The sequence below is a fragment of the Flagellimonas sp. 2504JD4-2 genome, from assembly GCF_053642935.1.
Genome location: NZ_JBSIOV010000002.1, coordinates 546,014 through 563,841 on the forward strand (window position 1 = coordinate 546,014; position 17,828 = coordinate 563,841).

Sequence of the window (17,828 nt, forward strand, 5' to 3'; positions counted from 1 at the left end):
CCTCAAAATTCGGAACGATGCGTGCAGTTTTTACCTACTTAACCCAGATCAGTTTACTTCTATTTCTTTTTGTTGGATTTCAGTCCCATGCCCAAAATGTAAAGTGGCTTAGTTGGGACGAGGCCGTTGCATTGTCACAAACTGATACCAACCCCAAGAAAATGTTCATCGATGTTTACACGGACTGGTGCGGATGGTGCAAGAAAATGGATAAGGACACTTTTCAAAATCCAGAAGTAGCTGCTTATATGCAGGAAAACTTCTATATGGTGAAATTGGATGCTGAGGGAAAGGACCCCATTGAATTCAAAGGTAACACATTCAAGTATGTTCCTTCGGGAAGAAGGGGATATCATGAATTTGCCGCAGCTCTTCTGCAAGGTAAAATGAGCTATCCTACAGTGGTTTTCCTTGACGAAAAACTAAACATGCTTTCTCCTGTTCCAGGATACCAAAAAGTGAAGCCATTCTTACAGATTGCCCGCTATTTTGGGGACGACATCTATAAAGACAAGGATTGGCAAGCCTACGCGGGTAAATAATCCGTTATCTACTATAATTAGGACTTTCTTTTGTGATGGTCACATCATGCGGGTGACTTTCGTTGATACCGCTTGCGGTAATTTTTACGAATCTTCCCGATTCCTTTAAGGTTTCGATATCCTTGGCGCCACAATAACCCATTCCGGCACGTAGTCCACCTACGAATTGATGGATACTTTCAAATAAATCACCTTTGTAGGGAACGCGACCTACAATTCCTTCTGGAACCAACTTTTTTATATCGTCCTCTACATCTTGGAAATAACGGTCCTTACTTCCCTCTTTCATGGCCTCGACCGAGCCCATACCACGATAGGATTTAAACTTCCGTCCTTCATAAATAATGGTCTCACCTGGGGATTCTTTGGTTCCTGCCAATAGGGAGCCCAACATCACCGTATCGGCACCAGCTGCGATAGCCTTTGGAATATCACCTGTATAGCGAATCCCTCCATCAGCAATCACGGGAACTCCACTACCTTTTATGGCAGCAGCTACTTCCAAAACAGCAGAAAACTGGGGAAATCCAACCCCTGCCACCACTCGGGTAGTACAAATTGACCCTGGACCGATTCCTACCTTAACAGCATCAGCACCGGCTTCCACCAAATATTTTGCAGCCTCTCCGGTAGCTATGTTTCCAACAATGACTTCCAATTCCGGGAAGGATTTTTTGACCGCTTTCAACACACTTACAACTCCTTTGGTGTGACCATGTGCGGTATCAATAACAATGGCATCGACTCCCGCGTTGACTAGAGCTTCTGCTCTATCGACAGCATCTTGGGTCACCCCAATTGCCGCGGCTACCCGAAGTCGACCGTATTTATCTTTATTGGCAATAGGTTTTTGGGTCAGTTTGGTAATGTCCCTAAACGTGATAAGTCCAACCAACTCATCCTTATCATTTACAACCGGAAGTTTTTCAATCTTGTTTTCTTGAAGAATTACTTCGGCCTCTTCCAGGGAAGTCCCCTCTCCTACGGTAACCAAGTTCTTTGATGTCATCACTTCACCAATGGGTCTGCTGTTGTTCTTTTCGAACCTCAAATCCCTATTAGTAACTATTCCTATCAGTTTTTTATTCCCATTGACAATTGGAATTCCTCCAATGCTATGTTCTTTCATACTGGCCTTGGCATCCCTTACCAAAGCATCTTGTGGAAGTGTAACAGGGTCCATGATCATACCGCTTTCGGCTCGCTTCACCTTTCTGACCTTTATGGCTTGTTGTTCAGCGGTCATGTTCTTGTGCAATACGCCAATGCCACCTTCGCGGGCCATGGCAATCGCCATCTGGGATTCAGTAACCGTATCCATAGCTGCAGAAACGATGGGGACATTAACGGTAATGTTTCTAGTAAATTTTGCTTGAATATTGACTTCTCTGGGCAGTACTTCGGAATATGCCGGCACAAGTAGGACATCGTCGTAAGTAAGTCCTTCGCCAACAATTTTATTTAGGTGGGCTTCCATTGCAATTACGGATTAATTGCGTGCAAATATACCACTTTTAATTCAAGTAGAAGACAAATCAAGTTCTGGGGTATTTTAATGTTATATTTATTTAGACTTATTATAAATAATAAATATATTTACATCAAAATATACCCCTATGTGCGAGTCCCTAAAAATTCTTAATCAAACCAAAAATGGCACATTGACCTTTTGTGATAAAAGCAAGTTATTTCAATTGGTTTATAATAACCTGTGTTTTGAACTTTACGAGTGGGAACTCGACTCCTTTAAATCCTATGTATCCCAATTGGACATTTCCTATTGGGAAAACGAATTCAAAAATTGGATTCATGAACGTAAAATACCAATTTCGGTAGGTCAAAAGCACTTTATTATTCTGGTAAGCAAACGGGAAATCGTAGAAATCAAACGCTTATTGACCATAAACCTACAACAGGTTGAGCTTTTGGAGTACGATGATATCAACTACGGGTTTATCGAAAATTAGGCCCTTAAATCCCTTTGTCCGGGCCTAATACATTGCAAAAAGACCAATAGCGCCGCAAAGGAGAAGGTCAATGTCATAAGCGTACCTGAAAAGATTACAACATATTTCATCCATGACATTCCGGTCCACATTAAATAAATGCCACCAAACGTCAATAAAACGGATAGAAAAGGCTCTATGGTCAAGAATAACTTCCAGTTTTTAGGAAATTTGGAGATCCAAACCAGTCCTCCCATAAGGAAAAAAATAAAGGACATTGACAATATATGGGTATGCACAATGGTAAGCATCTCCCGCTCACCTTTTTTGAATTTCATCACAGTGGCACTTTCATCTTCCTCATTGCCCAGATAGTTTTCTTCCAATCCGGCAGGAGTCGTTGATTCTGTCTGCCCCACAAATAGTAAGCCCGTAAAAAATCCTATGGAAAGAATAACAACAAATACCGCTATAAAATGTCGGATTTCCTTCGGAAATGTAGTCAGCAGACCATTGTATTCCATTACAATTCGCCTTTTTCCTGAAGGATACCAATGGTCTGCAAAAGATTGTCCATTGACTTTGTCATGGACCGTACCGAAATGGTAGCACCTGAAATGGCATCGATATTGGTTTCTTCGCTAACTCTGTCCCCGCCTGTTTTGCCAATAAACTGCTTTAACCATCTTTTACTCCCGATCTCACCGCCATATTCCTCGCGGTATATCAAAACCTTGGAGTTCAACACTTTTAATTCTCCGTCAAAAACCACTAAGTAATCAAATTTGGCCGTTTTGCTCGGGGCTTGATCAACAAATGCATAACCCAGGATCGAATCTTGAACATCAATCTTGTAAAAATTCTCGCCCGAAATCTTTGTGGGAAGTTCTGTGTTCACGTCTTTGGCAACAACTATCGGAGTTAAGTTGAAATTGGTAACCTCAAAAGTTTTTCCAACTTCTTTTATCACTTTTTTGTGTACTCCTTTTGGAATACCAAATCCGGCGAAAAGGAACAGCAATAACAATGTGGCAAATGGTTTAACCAATTTCATGCCCCAAATATATTAATTTAGACTTATTATGAATAAAAATAAGCCCAAGAATCTATCAACAACGCAAAAAAAAGGTGTGGTTAAAACCACACCCCTATTCCAAAGTTAAGTCTGTCGGTGACATCATCACCATCCAAAGCGTTGCTCCTGAATTGGTAATCACCTTTGATTACAACACCGGGAGCAATATGGTAGGTAAGTCCGGTTGTGACGTCAGTACGGTCGTAAGCTTCATTCTCCACCAATGCGCCATCGGTATTGGCGTGGGTATCATATTTTTCATAACGGGCAAATGCGAACAATTTTTGTCTTTTGCCTATCGGAAGTAGATTATAGGCTCCTTCCACATACCATCCCTGCAAAGCGCTACCCAAATCTCTTCCGGTTAAATTATTGTAAGCTTCTGTATCGGACAAGGAAGCATGTATAAACTGCCCTCGTGCCGTGAAACGTTGGTATGCATATCTGGCATCCAAACCAAACATTGCCATTCCAATATCCGAACCATCAAATTGCTCTACATCATCCTCTGGTTGGGTACGACCAAAATATGTTGAAAAACCAAGTCTCAAACCAGAAATTCCATAGTAATCCAACTTTGTGGACAAATTCGGGCTATCAATGGTCGATTGGATTCCCTTTTGTCTTCCTCCACGTAAACCATTTGATCCGCCCAAAAATCCGGTAACGCCACCTTCGCCATCAGCTTCCGTAGACTTAAATCCATTGAACAAATAGGCCTGATAACCCAACGATATGGAATTGAATCTTCCTGTAACTCCTACACCTAGCTCTCTCCAGGTAGTAGGTATAATCGAAGCATCTACCGCAGGTCTTTCCGTTCCGTTAAACGTAGTAGGTTCGTGAAATTCGTTCACGATCCCCATGGGAACAAGCATTAAACCACCACGAATATTAAGATTGGGAGCGGCGTTATAATTTACAAAGGCTTGTTCCACAAAAACCTCCTCCACATGCTCAAACTCGACTTCCGTCACAAACTGGGTGCGATCATCAAAACGATATCCAAAAAGCAGAACCAGACGTTGTACATCTATCTCTCCATTTTGTCCTTCAGGTTGGTTATACAACATCTCTCCGTACGCTCCAACAGTGACCGCCGATGCATAATTGCCCGAAAGCAATCGCTGTGCTGCGTTTATTTGTTTTTGGGGGTCCAAAGTAATTGAATCTGTTTGGGTCTGTGCAAAAATTGATGATGAAATTAGCAATGCTAAAAGGAGCGTATACTTCCTCATTTGTTCAGTTATTATTATTTAGATTAATTTAAAATAAATTGAAAGAGGCAAATATATTTCGCTCTATGAAACGGAGCAAATTTATTTAGACTTAATTTAAATAAATTTTGAGATTTAACATTTTAAGGTGTTTTGAACCTTGCCTAAATGGAATCAATGGTATACGGAAAAGAGCTCAGTAGCTTTGTTATAGGCGGCTTCAAAAACCATCCAATTGACTCCCGGGTCCGCTTTTTCCGCAGTGAAGTATGACAGCATTTTTTCTGTTGGCATATTGCCGGTAAGCTCATCTTTGGCCATGGGGCATCCTCCGAAGCCTTGCACTGCTCCGTCAAAACGTCTACATCCAGCTTTATAGGCCGCATCTACTTTTTCATGCCATTTGGTTGGCGTGGTATGCAAATGTGCTCCAAACTCGATCTCTGGGTATTTGGGAATCAGGTTGGAAAACAAATAGTCTATTACCTCTGGGGTCGAACTTCCAATGGTATCGGAAAGCGACAGTATTCTGGCACCCATGGACGCCAATTTTTCGGTCCACTCCCCTACAATTTCCACATTCCAAGGGTCACCATAAGGGTTTCCGAATCCCATGGAAATGTATGTGACAACTTCTTTATTGTTGGCATTGGCTATCTCTAAAATACTTTTTAAGGTATCTACCGATTGTTCAATGGTTTTATGGGTGTTCCGCATTTGGAAGTTTTCCGAAATGGAAAATGGGTAGCCCAAATAGTCGATTGCCACATGTCGTGAAGCATCATTGGCTCCCCGGGTATTAGCCACTATTGCCAACAATTTACTATTGGTCTTGGAAAGATCTAGTTGCTCCAAAACTTGAGCTGTATCCACCATTTGCGGAATGGCCTTCGGGGAGACAAAAGACCCAAAATCTATGGTATCAAAACCACAGCCCAAAAGTGATTGTATATATCTTACTTTTTCCTCAGTGGGAATAAAGGTCTTGATTCCCTGCATGGCGTCCCTAGGACATTCTATTAGCTTCACTTTTGCCATAGTCTGTGTAAAATTACCACTATTTATCCGATACGATCAAATAGATGGCTATACCCACAAAAACAAAAATTTGTACCCATTTTAAGTAAAATCCTGTTCTGGGGTTTCTCAACAAATAGCTTGAAATAGTCCCGGCCAATACAGCAATAGTTCCAAAAATGACAAACGCAATCAACATAAAAAGTAATCCAAGCACATAAAATTGAATTACTGGATGCAACTCAGAGCTAAACAAAAAGCCAGGAAAAAAGGCAAGAAAGAAAATAGTAACTTTTGGGTTCAGTACATTCATGGTAAATCCTTTCCAAAAAAGCTTGCCCAATCCTTTGGAAGCATGTCCCTGTTTATCCACAGCAATTGTATCATCACTCTTGAAAACCATCACCGCCAAATACAAAAGGTAGGCTGCACCAAACAGTTTAATTCCCCAAAACAGGGTATCGCTCCTCTTAATCACTTCTGAGATACCAAAAGCCAATAAAGTAGTATGCATCAAACATCCGCTTACTAAGCCTGCAACCGTGGCAATCCCAGATTTTACGCCATTGGAGATACTTTGCCCAAGGACAAAAATGTTATCAGGACCCGGTGCAAGCGCCAAGGCAGCTGATGCCATGGAAAATCCAATTAAAATTTCATAATCCAATACCTGTGTTTTTCGGTTTGAAAAGTACAAAATAAATAAAGTCTGGTTTTGTATCCCACATTAGCTTGACCATATGAACTGAAGGTCGTTCCACAACCAAGAATTCAGACGTTTAACCAATCTTTTCTCTACAAAAGACCGCTTTAAATAATAACCATTATATTTATCCTTGGCCTGAAAGTAAGGGTATTATTTAGCTAGCTAATTCAAAAAAGTTTTGAAAAAAACCTCATTTCTTACTTTGCTGTTATTCTTTGGCTTTGCTACCTCAGTGGCTCAAATTACTGTAGACCAAAATTATACGGTTGAGCGCTTAGTGCGCGAGGTTTTGGTGAATAGCAGTTGTGCCGAAACTTCCAATTACCGATCTTCGACAGGTACTTCGTTTGGTATAAACGGCATTGGCTATTTTAACAACAATGGAAGCAGTTTTGTCTATGGAGAAGGTATTGTCATCTCAACAGGTGATGCCAAGGATGCCGTTGGCCCTAACATTGATATCAAATCTTCAGGTCCGCTGGAATGGTTGGGTGACGATGACCTGTTGGAGATAACCCGTGTTCCTAGTCTTTTTAATGCATCCTATATCGAGTTCGATTTTATTCCCCAAACCAATAGGATAAGCTTCAATTTCCTATTTGCATCCGAAGAATATTCAGAAGCTTTTCAATGTGTATATTCAGATGTCTTTGCATTCATTTTAACGGATTCTAACGGTAACTCCAAAAATCTTGCACTTGTGCCTGGTTCGGAAGACCGTGTTTCAGTGACCAGCATCAGGCCAGGGGTACCTGACATGTGCAGTGCGCGTAATCGTAACTTTTTTGGGGGTATAAACGGTCCGGCATCCAATATCTCAATGACCGGAAAAACCAAAAGTATGGTAGCACAATCCAATGTAAACCCTGGAGAAACCTACACCATAAAACTTGTTATTGCAGACAATTTGGACGCAGAACTGGATTCTGCTGTTTTTCTTGAAGGAGGTAGTTTTTCCATCAATGTATCGTTGGGAGATAATCGTACAGTAAGAAACGGCAATCCGCTTTGCGAAGGAGATGTTTTTGAAATGGACGCTACCGCCCCAGGTGCCCAACATTATAGGTGGTATAGAAATGGGGTTCAGCTGAACCATTTTGATGATGTTCCCATAATTTCGGTTACAGAAGATGGTCTCTACGAAGTGGAGGTTGAGTTTTCAGTTACCTGTATTTCTGAAGGAAGAGTACAAATCGAATACGTCGCTCCACCCCAAATTGCGGAATCTCCTGTTGACCTAAATGTCTGCGATTTTGAAAATGAAGGGCGGGGTTATATCGATCTTACTGAAAATACGCAACGTATAGTCGGGGGACTAGATCCAAACACATATAGGGTCTATTATTACAGGTCCATGGAGGATGCGGAAAACTTCGAAAATGTTATTGCGGCGCCAGATAATTATTTGTTGGGCCAAGCCTCAGAAACCATTTATGCACGAATTTCTTCAGGTCGGAGTTGTTATGAAATCACTTCTTTTGATATTCATCTAAGACAACTGGATTTTTCACCTACGTTGCTGAAAGAATACACCTTGTGTTTGGATGGGAACGGACTTCCCATTGAACCGCGGCCCCAAATGAATACAGGTCTTTCCACTGCTGATTATACATTTACTTGGTATCAAAATTCCATTAGTGCGGAGAATCTTATCGCGAATGAGGACCACCCTTTTTATTTTCCTTCTGAAAAAGGAATCTACCATGTGGTCGTCGAAAGTCGAGCCTTCAATTGTGAAGCATCACTTGCCACAAATGTGATCAGTTCAGAACCACCAACCATTTTTGAGGTAAATATTCTCAGTGAATTATTTGCGAACGATCATATGGTCTCTATAGATGTTGAAGGTCCAAGTTCATATTCATTTAGCCTAGATGGGATTAATTTTGGTGACAACAATGTTTTTTCCAATCTAGAACCTGGCGAACATATTGCCTACGTTCAAGATTCGAACGAATGTAGCATCGTGTCCAAAAAGTTCTTTATTGTGGACTACCCGCGGTTTTTTACGCCAAATGGCGATGGAGTAAACGATACATGGACAATAGTTAGCCTATTTCAAATCGAGAATCCTGAAATAACCATTTTTGACAGATATGGTGTTATCCAGCATCAATTCAATAATGAAATGGGATGGGATGGCACACTTCGTGGAAACAAAGCTCCTTCAACAGATTATTGGTTTAGGCTGACCTATGATACCAAAGAGGGTGTAAGAAAAGAATTCAAAAGTCACTTTACATTAAAGCGATAAGATGGTCATCTAAGAACGTTCCAGTATGGCCTTATTGATACTTTTTACCAAGCCAGGCCCTTCATAAACAAAACCAGTGTACAGCTGAATCAGGTCGGCACCTGCATCAAGTTTTTCGATTGCATCCTCGGGAGAATGTATCCCTCCTACTCCAATTATCGGGAAAGCCTTGTTGCTCTTTTCCGCCAAGAATCGGATTACCTCGGTACTTCTATTGGTTAATGGTTTACCACTAAGTCCGCCTTTCTCCTCGGTTAAAATCAGGTGTGATTTCAACCCTTGTCTAGAAATCGTAGTGTTCGTTGCTATTATTCCCTCAATTTTGGTGTCCTTGACAATTGAAATAATATCCATCAATTGGTCATCACTAAGATCCGGAGCAATTTTTAACAGTATGGGTTTTTCCACCGAACTCGACTTTTTTGCTTGTTTGGAATTTTGTCGTTTTAGCTTTTTCAACAAATTGGTCAGCGGTTCCTTATCCTGAAGTTCACGCAGTCCTGGAGTGTTCGGAGAACTTACGTTTACCACAAAGTAATCTACATGGTCAAAAAGCGCCTCAAAACAGATCAGATAGTCCTTTATGGCGTTTTTATTGGCGGTCACCTTGTTCTTGCCAATATTTCCACCTATCAATACGCGATGGTCCTTTTTCAACTGTTCTGCTGCTTCAAAAACACCTTTGTTGTTGAATCCCATTCGGTTAATTATTCCCTCATCATCCAACAATCGGAATAATCGTTTCTTGGGATTTCCTTCTTGCGGTTTGGGTGTCAACGTACCTATCTCAACAAAACCAAAGCCAAAATCAGAAAGTTCATTGTATAAACGGGCATCTTTGTCAAAACCAGCGGCAAGACCTACTGGATTCTTAAATTTTAACCCAAAAACCTCCCTTTCAAGCTTTGGATCATTAACAGCCCATATTTTTCGAAAAAGCCGATTGAACCCAAATTTGGAAAGTGTCCTTATAGCCCAAAAGGAAAAATGGTGTGCAGTCTCGGCATCGAGCGTAAATAGCAGGGGACGAACAAGGAGCTTGTACATTTAAAAAATTTTGAACAAAAATATAAACTCTGAATTCACATTTTAAGAAATCGGTTATTTTTCGTCAACTGACCTGTCTATATATATAGGCTGCAACATCATTTGTCCACATAACTCCATATAAAGATTGTATTGTTTATCGTTAAAAATGGAAAGCAGTCTTTTGTCCAACATTTGCACATTTTTCCTCATACTGTCCAAAAGTCCACGATATTTGAAGGACATGGACATCAAATCTTCAGGTGAGCTTTGCGCATTGCGTTTTAGAAGGAATTTTGCCCGATCTTTTAAAAGCCCGTTCCTAACGTTTAGTTCGGCGCTCCAATTCTTTAGTTTTTCCTGCTGTTCCTCGTTGAGTTGGAAAACCTCAGCTATGGAATCATCATTTCCTCCACCTATTCCCAGCATACATTCTTCCTGGGCTGAGCAGAAAATTCCTGACATCAGTACAAAATAAAAAATAGTTTTTCTCAATATGGTCGGTATTCAGAAAGGGAAAGATAGGTTTAAAGGTCCTTTTTTTCTTAAAATCACGATTGAATAAACGTTATTTTTGATGAAACGCACATTATGGAAAAATTATTACCCCGATTTCTTGAATATGTGTCGGTAGATACCCAAAGCGACCCCAACTCCAAATCTACTCCGAGCACTGAAAAACAGTGGAATCTTGCTAAAAAGTTGGTCATGGAACTCCATCAGATTGGAATGCAGGAGGTTTCAATTGATGAGCACGCCTACATTATGGCCACCTTACCCAGCAATATTGACAAAGCTGTTCCTACCATAGGGTTCATTTCGCATTTTGATACCACCCCCGATTTTAGTGGAAAGAATGTAAAACCGCAGATTATTGAGAATTATGACGGGAAAGATATTATTCTCAATAAAAACAAAAATATAGTACTCTCACCTGACTATTTTGAGGATCTCCTATTATATGAGGGCCAAACATTGATCACAACAGACGGGACCACGCTTTTAGGGGCAGATGACAAAGCAGGCATAGCTGAAATCATCACCGCTATGGAATATTTGGTGAAACATCCCGAAATCAAGCATGGAAAAATCAGGATTGCATTTACCCCAGATGAGGAAATTGGTAGAGGAGCCCATAAGTTTGATGTGGAAAAGTTTGGCGCAGATTGGGCATACACCATGGATGGAAGCCAAGTTGGGGAGCTGGAGTTCGAGAACTTTAATGCGGCCAGTGCCAAAATAACCGTTGCTGGGAAAAGTGTACACCCTGGGTATGCCAAAGATAAAATGGTAAACGCCATTGGTATTTCCAATGAATTCTTAAGCTTACTTCCGCCGAGGGAAGTTCCCGAACATACCACTGACCGGGAAGGTTTTTTTCATGTTCATAAAATAAGTGGTGAAATTGAAAATGCAGAAATTGAACTTATCATTCGTGATCACGACATGGAGCATTTCGAGGCGCGAAAAACACTTTTGGAGGATATTGCCACAAAACTTTCCAAAAAATATGGTGATTGTATCGAATTACAGATCAAAGATCAGTATCGCAATATGCGCGAGAAGGTAGAACCTGTCTTTCATATTGTCGAGATTGCAAAGGAAGCCATGGAATCGTTGGGGTTGGAACCCATAATAAAGCCCATACGCGGAGGGACCGATGGTTCCCAGTTGAGCTTTATGGGCTTACCTTGTCCCAATATTTTTGCAGGAGGACATAATTTTCACGGAAAATATGAGTATGTTCCCCTTGAAAGTATGGAAAAGGCCGTACAAGTAATTGTAAAAATCTGCGAATTGACCGCAGCCCAAATTAAGTGATATGGAAAAAACAGAAAAAATCGATGTCTACTATCAAACCGAACACCGGTACAAAGAAGAAATCAAAGCGTTGAGAAAGTTGGCTTTGCAAACGGACAGCGTTGAAGCCTACAAATGGAACTTTCCCGTGTATACCGTGGACAACAAAAATGTATTTGGCATCTGTAAATTCAAAAACCACTTTGGTGTATGGTTTTTCAATGGCTCCTTCTTAAGTGATCCAAAAAAAGTATTGAGCAATGCCCAAGAAGGAAAAACCAAGGGTATGCGACACTGGAAATTTGAATCTATGGAGGCTATAGAAGCTGAGGAAGTGCTCAACTATATGAACGAGGCCATAGAAAATCAGAAAAAGGGACTTACTATCGTCCCTGAAAAGGCGTCCAAAACAGCACAGGTTCCTATAGAGCTGGAACAAGCTCTAGACAAAGACAACGCTATCAAGACGGCGTTCGGGAATTTTTCTCCTTACAAGCAAAAAGAATTTTGCGAATACATAGCCGATGCCAAGCAAGAAAAGACCAAAATCAGAAGGTTGGAGAAAATCCTACCCATGATCGCAAAAGGAATTGGCCTTAATGATGTTTATAGATAATAGAATCTATATTTTTGGCAACTTCCACCCATTATGATAGGTATTGTTCAGTAGCAAATCAGCCTCACTTTTATTGAAACTGGATTTTTCCCCGTCCCAGAATAACCGCTCTCCGGTCTTGTAAGCAATATTGCCCATATGGCAAACTTTGGCCGCATCGTATCCCACCTTTATCGGCGCCCTCAGTATGGTTTTATCTCTTTGTTTTACCGCTTCCACAAAATTGGCGGTATGTAAGTCAAGCCCATTTCCTATGCTGGGTTGTAGTGGAACGGGTTGAATTTTTGGACCAAGGTTATCACTCCAATTTGGACGGTTGTTTTCTGGGATTACCTCCCATCCTCCCCTATCCAACACCAAGGTGCCATTGTTCCCAATAAAGGCAATTCCGTGGTTTCGTCCGTAATTACCACCGTCGATACCAGTGGCATGCTCCCATAACAAGGTAAAATCATCAAACTCGTAGACCGTTTGTAAGGTGTCTGGAGTTTCCGAAGCATCTTCTGGATAGGCAAATTTTCCGCCCAACGCCATTACAGATTTAGGTGTTGAGGCCTTCATGCCGTAGAGAGCATAATCTATTAAATGTACTCCCCAATCGGTCATCAATCCCCCTGCATAGTCCCAAAACCATCTAAAGTTAAAGTGGAACCTGTTTTTGTTGAAAGGGCGATCTTGGGCTGGACCCAGCCACATTTTATAGTCAACACCTGCAGGAATTGCACTGTCTGGCTCAACAGGCACAGGTTTCATCCAACCTTGAAAGGCCCAAGCCTTGGCCATACGTATTTTACCCAATGCCCCTGAATGGACATAATTAATGGCATCCACAAAATGAGGTTGGCTACGTTGCCATTGGCCTATCTGCACCATACGGTCGTTGGCATTTACCCTGTTCAACATCAAATCACACTCTGCTATTGAGTTGGCAATGGGTTTCTCACAATAAACATCTTTTCCTGCATCAATTGCATCGATCAACTGAAGACAGTGCCAATGGTCTGGCGTACCAATAATTACAATATCCAGATTTTTGTTTTCCAACAGTTTTCGGTAATCATTGTAAAGTTTTGGCTTTTTGAGTCCGGCTTTTTCCAAATCCGCTGTGCGCTGCTTCAATACATTTTCATCTACATCACAAAGTCCCAAAACATTTATCTCCGACATTTTTAACATCGATGTCAAATTGGAAAAGCCCATACCCTTGCATCCAATCAACCCGACATTGATCCGGTCATTGGCGCCAATGGGTTTTCGAATTGATGCTAAAAGATCTAATGGAAGCAAGGTTGAGGCAGCCATACCTCCCATGAACAAGGCATTTTTTTTGATAAAGTTTCTTCTGTTTTCCATGATATAAATTGATGCTCATCAAGTTATCACTTTTTTTGCCATTCTGGGCACAAACAAAAAGAGCACCCAATGGGTGCTCTTTTTTACGATTAAATCTTAGTTTATTTTTTTGCTGGAGCTGCTAATTTTCTGCTCATCTCCATGGAAATGGCGGAACGGTCAAATTTTAAACGACCTGCCATAGTTTCGATGACACAGGAAAAATCCTTGTCATTCAATTCAACTATCTTTCCATGAAGCCCGCTTTTGGTAATTATCCGATCACCTTTTTTAAGCTCCGAAGTAAACTTTTTCTCATCCTTCTGACGTTTGATCTGCGGTCTTATCATAAAAAAATAAGCCACCACAAAAATCAATATCAGTGGAAAAAACTGTCCTAGGTTTTCCATCTAAACTTTAACTCTTATTTAACAGGACCGGCCTGTTGTGCAGCGTCTTTTGGGTTAACAAAAGCCTTGATTCTTAACAATTCTGTTCCTTTTTCGGTATTTGCGGTAACGGTAATCGTCTTGGTTACCTGGTTTTGTCCAGAACCATTGAATTTTACCAAAAGTTCCCCTGTAGCACCCGGTGCGATAGGAGTGTTCTTTGGATAATCTGGAACGGTACAACCACAGCTACTCTTAGCATCTGTAATAATCAACGGTGCACTACCGGTATTGGTAAACTTAAATACGGTTTCTTGCGGTGTTCCTTGGGCTATGGTGCCGAAATCGTGCTCAGATTTTTCAAAACTCATTATAGGAAGCTGCTTTTGCGCTTCATCCCTATCCGTAGCATTTTCGACGTTGTCTGCAACTATTTTGTTCGAGGCTTTGTCTTTGCAGGATACGCTAACCAACGCAACTGCCATAATCAAACTTAAAATTGTTGTTATTTTCTTCATGATAAAATTTTATTTTTCCAAAAATAAAGAAATATTGTTTATTGAAGTCCTCTTCCAATTTTTTGTAACCTTCCAGTTGACTTATATTCTTTTGCCAATTTATCCAATACCCCGTTAATGAAAATACTGCTTTTTGGGGTTGAATATTCCTTGGCAATTTCCAAATATTCGTTTAACGTAACCCGTTCTGGAATTGACGGAAAATTGAGCAGTTCACAAATGGCCATTTTTAGAATGATAGAATCTATCTCCGCTATACGATCATTGTCCCAATTGGGTGTTTTACCTTCTATTTCCTTTTCCCACTTTGCATCATTGAGCAATGTTTTGGTCAAGAGTTCATTGGCATAGTCCATATCTTGTTGATCCTTGAGCAAGGATGGTAAAAAGAATTTCTCATTGGACGTTGCCGAAGCTTTACGAAGGCGCTTGACCAAAAAGGTGTTTACAATAGGAACATCGTCAACCCATGTAAGCTTGTCATCTTCAAAGTACTCATAGATTTTTTCATTGGGTGCTATGATATTTTTATAGAGCTGAAGTACAACCTCTTTGTCGTTTTCATATCCTGTTTTTTCATTGGACATGTACGCTTTATAAATATCACTTGAGACTATCTCTTTGTAGATGATCTTTATGTATTCTTCATTGAGGTACCAATTGTTTAACTTTCGCTTGGAAAGCTCATTTTGAAGCAATTTATTGTTGGAAATCTGTACCAACAACTGATTGTTCACAAACTTCTTGGGGTCGGGAAAATTGTCGTCCTCTGTGGTCAAGTACTTTTTGGAGGCATGCTTAACGTGCTTTTCGGCAAGCTGATGCAATTCGGACAATAAACTTAAAATAAGTAGATAGAGCACATACATGTTCTCTATACTCACTTTTAGAAACTTCTGTTGCTTCTCCAAAGAGTCATCTTTGGATTGGACCAATGCGTATACACATTGCATCACTTTTACTCTGATGTGCCTTCTGGTAAGCATTTTAAAAGAACTTTTTAAGTCTATGATTGGCTTTCACTGCGCAAAAGTAATCTTATATTTCAATCCTACCTATCAAAGTTGCTTTCTTATCAGTTTTATAACATTTACTTTGTAATCGATGGCATATATTTGCTGAATTGTCATTCAAGAACCACGCCTAAAACCCACCATTTCTTCTTATGAAGGAACTAAAACATCTAAATAAATACTTTAAAAAATATTGGGCCAAACTTTTAATGGGGATTATTATCACCATTATTGCCCGTGTTTTTTCGCTTATCACACCGTCATACATCAATAAGTCAATTCAGGCTTTGGAGGATGTGTTTGCCAAAACCATCAGCGAAAACGAAGCGAAGGAACTTTTGTTTGAGTTCATTCTGATTATCCTGGGCGCTGCCGTCTTATCGGGCCTCTTTACTTTTTTAATGCGCCAGACCATCATCAACGTATCCCGTTATATTGAGTTTGACTTAAAGAACGAGGTATTCGATCATTATCAACTGCTCAATTTGGCCTTTTATAAAAAGAATAGAATTGGTGACCTGATGAATCGTATCAGTGAAGATATCAATCAAGTGCGCATGTATGTGGGGCCAGCGATCATGTATGGCATGAATACCTTGACAATGTTCGCTTGTATCATTCCCTTGATGTTCATAAAAGCTCCCAGTCTGGCAGCTTATACTTTGATTCCATTGCCCATACTTTCAGTTTTGATTTATCAGATCAGTAAAATCATTCATAAAAGAAGTACCAGGGTCCAAGAGTTTTTATCGACGCTATCCACCTTTACCCAGGAGTCCTTTTCGGGGGTTGCGGTAATTAAGGCATATACCCTTGAACCAAAAATCAACACGGAACTTGAGGATTTGGCAGAGGAAGGCAAGGAAACTAGTATGGATTTGGCCAAGGTGAATGCATGGTTTTTCCCCTTGATGATTTTGTTGATAGGCATCAGCAACATATTTGTCATCTACATTGGCGGAAAACAGTATATCGACGGTGAGATCGCATCCATCGGTATCATCGCTGAATTTATTCTTTATGTAAATATGTTGACATGGCCCGTGGCCATTGTAGGTTGGCTTACATCGATTATCCAAAGGGCCGAAGCTTCCCAAAAACGAATCAACGAATTCTTGAAGGAAGAGCCTTCCATCAAAAATGAAGTTGCACAACCTACCCCGATTTCAGGAAATATCGAATTTAAAGATGTGACCTTCACTTACGACGACACCAATATTACTGCGCTCAAAAACATGTCTTTCAATATAAAAGCGGGTGAAACGGTTGCTTTCCTTGGAAAAACCGGATCGGGAAAATCGACCATTCTTGATTTGGTTGCCAGACTTTATGATGTCAGTTCCGGTGAGGTACTTGTTGATGGAACTCCAGTGCAGCAATTAAACCTGAATAGTCTTCGAGGCTCGGTTGGTGCTGTACCGCAAGATGCTTTCCTTTTCTCGGATACGATCGAGAACAATATCCGTTTTGGAGATGAGAATGCCTCCTTCGAGGAAATCACGGATGTGGCCAAAAAAGCAGTGGTTCACGAAAATATAGAAGGCTTTGCAAAAAAATATAATACCATTTTAGGAGAACGGGGCATTACTTTAAGTGGAGGACAAAAGCAAAGGGTATCCATAGCCAGAGCATTGTTGAAAGATCCTAAAATCTATCTTTTTGATGATTGTTTATCAGCTGTTGACACGGAGACTGAGGAGGAAATATTGAACAATCTTAAGCAGGTATCCGAGAACAAAACGACCTTAATTGTAAGCCATAGGGTATCGTCCGCTAAAAATGCCGACAAGATCATTGTGTTGGAAAATGGCGAAATAATTCAAGAGGGCTCCCATGAACAACTGAACAATGTTGAAGGTTACTATAAAGAACTTTACCTAAACCAACTCTCTGAGAAAGAATAGGAAAAAAGTTGCTGGATTAGCATTTTTTTTACATTTTTGGTAGAATTATACATCATTGCACTAACATAGATACACTAGACCATATGAGCGATAAAGATATAATGGATCAAGAAGAGATTTACTCCAAAGTCTTAAGAGCCGGAAGAAGAACCTACTTTTTTGATGTTAGAAGCACAAAAGCTGGCGATTACTATTTGACCATCACGGAAAGCAAAAAGTTCACTCATGACGATGGTTCTTTTCACTACAAAAAACATAAAATCTATTTGTACAAAGAAGACTTTAGTTCCTTCAAAAAAATCATGGAGGAAATGATGGATTACATCATTGATGAAAAAGGACATGAGGTAATTTCAGAACGCCATCAAAAGGATTTTAAGAAAGACGATGAAAACAAAGCCAGTGAAAATGGTTCCACGACGGAAAATTTCACTGATGTTGATTTTGATGATATTTAAATCAGGGTCATAAAA

The 17,828-nt window shown here is 40.3% G+C and carries 19 protein-coding genes; 7 read left to right on the plus strand and 12 right to left on the minus strand.

The window, feature by feature from the left end; genetic code table 11:
- The first annotated feature begins 17 nt into the window (after nucleotides 1–17).
- Entirely contained in the window at nucleotides 18–542 is a 525-nt protein-coding gene (locus ACULLH_RS09130; protein ID WP_454088436.1) for a thioredoxin family protein, read from the plus strand.
- A gap of 4 nt (nucleotides 543–546) precedes the next feature.
- Here the strand turns inward: ACULLH_RS09130 and guaB are convergent, their stop codons facing one another.
- The gene (gene guaB, locus ACULLH_RS09135) at nucleotides 547–2,019 is read right to left on the minus strand and encodes an IMP dehydrogenase (protein ID WP_454088437.1); all 1,473 of its coding nucleotides are present in this window, start codon (nucleotides 2,017–2,019) and stop codon (nucleotides 547–549) included.
- Between the two features lie 139 nt (nucleotides 2,020–2,158).
- Here guaB and ACULLH_RS09140 point away from each other — a divergent pair, with 139 nt between their 5' ends.
- Complete coding sequence (locus ACULLH_RS09140) at nucleotides 2,159–2,509, plus strand: DUF6686 family protein (RefSeq protein WP_454088438.1); 351 nt, start codon at nucleotides 2,159–2,161, stop codon at nucleotides 2,507–2,509.
- Here the strand turns inward: ACULLH_RS09140 and ACULLH_RS09145 are convergent.
- From ACULLH_RS09145 to ACULLH_RS09165, 5 genes are all read right to left on the minus strand, one after another.
- On the minus strand, nucleotides 2,506–3,012 hold the full coding sequence (locus tag ACULLH_RS09145; protein ID WP_454088439.1) for a hypothetical protein: 507 nt from the start codon (nucleotides 3,010–3,012) through the stop codon (nucleotides 2,506–2,508). The genes ACULLH_RS09140 and ACULLH_RS09145 overlap by 4 nt on opposite strands.
- The gene (locus ACULLH_RS09150) at nucleotides 3,012–3,542 is read right to left on the minus strand and encodes an FMN-binding protein (RefSeq protein WP_454088440.1); all 531 of its coding nucleotides are present in this window, start codon (nucleotides 3,540–3,542) and stop codon (nucleotides 3,012–3,014) included. The genes ACULLH_RS09145 and ACULLH_RS09150 overlap by 1 nt, the downstream gene beginning before the upstream one ends.
- Nucleotides 3,543–3,622: 80 nt before the next feature.
- Nucleotides 3,623–4,801: a hypothetical protein gene (locus tag ACULLH_RS09155; RefSeq protein WP_454088441.1), complete on the minus strand. Its 1,179-nt coding sequence runs from the start codon at nucleotides 4,799–4,801 to the stop codon at nucleotides 3,623–3,625.
- A 153-nt stretch (nucleotides 4,802–4,954) separates the two neighbouring features.
- Entirely contained in the window at nucleotides 4,955–5,818 is an 864-nt protein-coding gene (locus tag ACULLH_RS09160; protein WP_454088442.1) for a hydroxymethylglutaryl-CoA lyase, read from the minus strand.
- A gap of 19 nt (nucleotides 5,819–5,837) precedes the next feature.
- Nucleotides 5,838–6,434, minus strand: coding sequence for a LysE family translocator (locus tag ACULLH_RS09165; RefSeq protein ID WP_454088443.1), 597 nt, complete (start codon nucleotides 6,432–6,434; stop codon nucleotides 5,838–5,840).
- Between the two features lie 247 nt (nucleotides 6,435–6,681).
- Here ACULLH_RS09165 and ACULLH_RS09170 point away from each other — a divergent pair, with 247 nt between their 5' ends.
- Nucleotides 6,682–8,757, plus strand: a complete 2,076-nt coding sequence (locus tag ACULLH_RS09170; RefSeq protein ID WP_454088444.1) for a choice-of-anchor L domain-containing protein — start codon at nucleotides 6,682–6,684, stop codon at nucleotides 8,755–8,757.
- A gap of 9 nt (nucleotides 8,758–8,766) precedes the next feature.
- Here the strand turns inward: ACULLH_RS09170 and ACULLH_RS09175 are convergent, their stop codons facing one another.
- Nucleotides 8,767–9,804 (minus strand): quinone-dependent dihydroorotate dehydrogenase, encoded by a 1,038-nt coding sequence (locus ACULLH_RS09175; RefSeq protein ID WP_454088445.1) that lies wholly within the window; start codon nucleotides 9,802–9,804, stop codon nucleotides 8,767–8,769.
- 54 nt (nucleotides 9,805–9,858) lie between these two features.
- Nucleotides 9,859–10,248, minus strand: a complete 390-nt coding sequence (locus ACULLH_RS09180) for a hypothetical protein (protein WP_454088446.1) — start codon at nucleotides 10,246–10,248, stop codon at nucleotides 9,859–9,861.
- Between the two features lie 126 nt (nucleotides 10,249–10,374).
- Here ACULLH_RS09180 and pepT point away from each other — a divergent pair, with 126 nt between their 5' ends.
- Nucleotides 10,375–11,604 carry a peptidase T gene (gene pepT, locus ACULLH_RS09185; RefSeq protein ID WP_454088447.1) on the plus strand — a complete coding sequence of 410 codons (1,230 nt, stop codon included), beginning with the start codon at nucleotides 10,375–10,377 and terminating at the stop codon, nucleotides 11,602–11,604.
- Nucleotide 11,605: 1 nt separating this feature from the next.
- Complete coding sequence (locus ACULLH_RS09190) at nucleotides 11,606–12,199, plus strand: YdeI/OmpD-associated family protein (RefSeq protein WP_454088448.1); 594 nt, start codon at nucleotides 11,606–11,608, stop codon at nucleotides 12,197–12,199.
- 6 nt (nucleotides 12,200–12,205) lie between these two features.
- On the opposite strand, the gene ACULLH_RS09195 is transcribed toward ACULLH_RS09190, so the two are convergent.
- The 4 genes from ACULLH_RS09195 to nusB form a co-directional block, all read right to left on the minus strand.
- Nucleotides 12,206–13,552 (minus strand): Gfo/Idh/MocA family protein, encoded by a 1,347-nt coding sequence (locus tag ACULLH_RS09195; RefSeq protein ID WP_454088449.1) that lies wholly within the window; start codon nucleotides 13,550–13,552, stop codon nucleotides 12,206–12,208.
- A gap of 101 nt (nucleotides 13,553–13,653) precedes the next feature.
- Nucleotides 13,654–13,941 (minus strand): preprotein translocase subunit YajC, encoded by a 288-nt coding sequence (yajC, locus tag ACULLH_RS09200; protein WP_454088450.1) that lies wholly within the window; start codon nucleotides 13,939–13,941, stop codon nucleotides 13,654–13,656.
- A gap of 14 nt (nucleotides 13,942–13,955) precedes the next feature.
- Nucleotides 13,956–14,438 (minus strand): DUF1573 domain-containing protein, encoded by a 483-nt coding sequence (locus ACULLH_RS09205; RefSeq protein WP_454088451.1) that lies wholly within the window; start codon nucleotides 14,436–14,438, stop codon nucleotides 13,956–13,958.
- 38 nt (nucleotides 14,439–14,476) lie between these two features.
- Complete coding sequence (nusB, locus tag ACULLH_RS09210; RefSeq protein ID WP_454088452.1) at nucleotides 14,477–15,424, minus strand: transcription antitermination factor NusB; 948 nt, start codon at nucleotides 15,422–15,424, stop codon at nucleotides 14,477–14,479.
- Nucleotides 15,425–15,603: 179 nt separating this feature from the next.
- Between nusB and ACULLH_RS09215 the strand changes: the two genes are divergently transcribed.
- Nucleotides 15,604–17,355, plus strand: a complete 1,752-nt coding sequence (locus ACULLH_RS09215; protein ID WP_454088453.1) for an ABC transporter ATP-binding protein — start codon at nucleotides 15,604–15,606, stop codon at nucleotides 17,353–17,355.
- A gap of 83 nt (nucleotides 17,356–17,438) precedes the next feature.
- Nucleotides 17,439–17,813 (plus strand): PUR family DNA/RNA-binding protein, encoded by a 375-nt coding sequence (locus ACULLH_RS09220; protein ID WP_454088454.1) that lies wholly within the window; start codon nucleotides 17,439–17,441, stop codon nucleotides 17,811–17,813.
- Nucleotides 17,814–17,828: the final 15 nt, after the last annotated feature.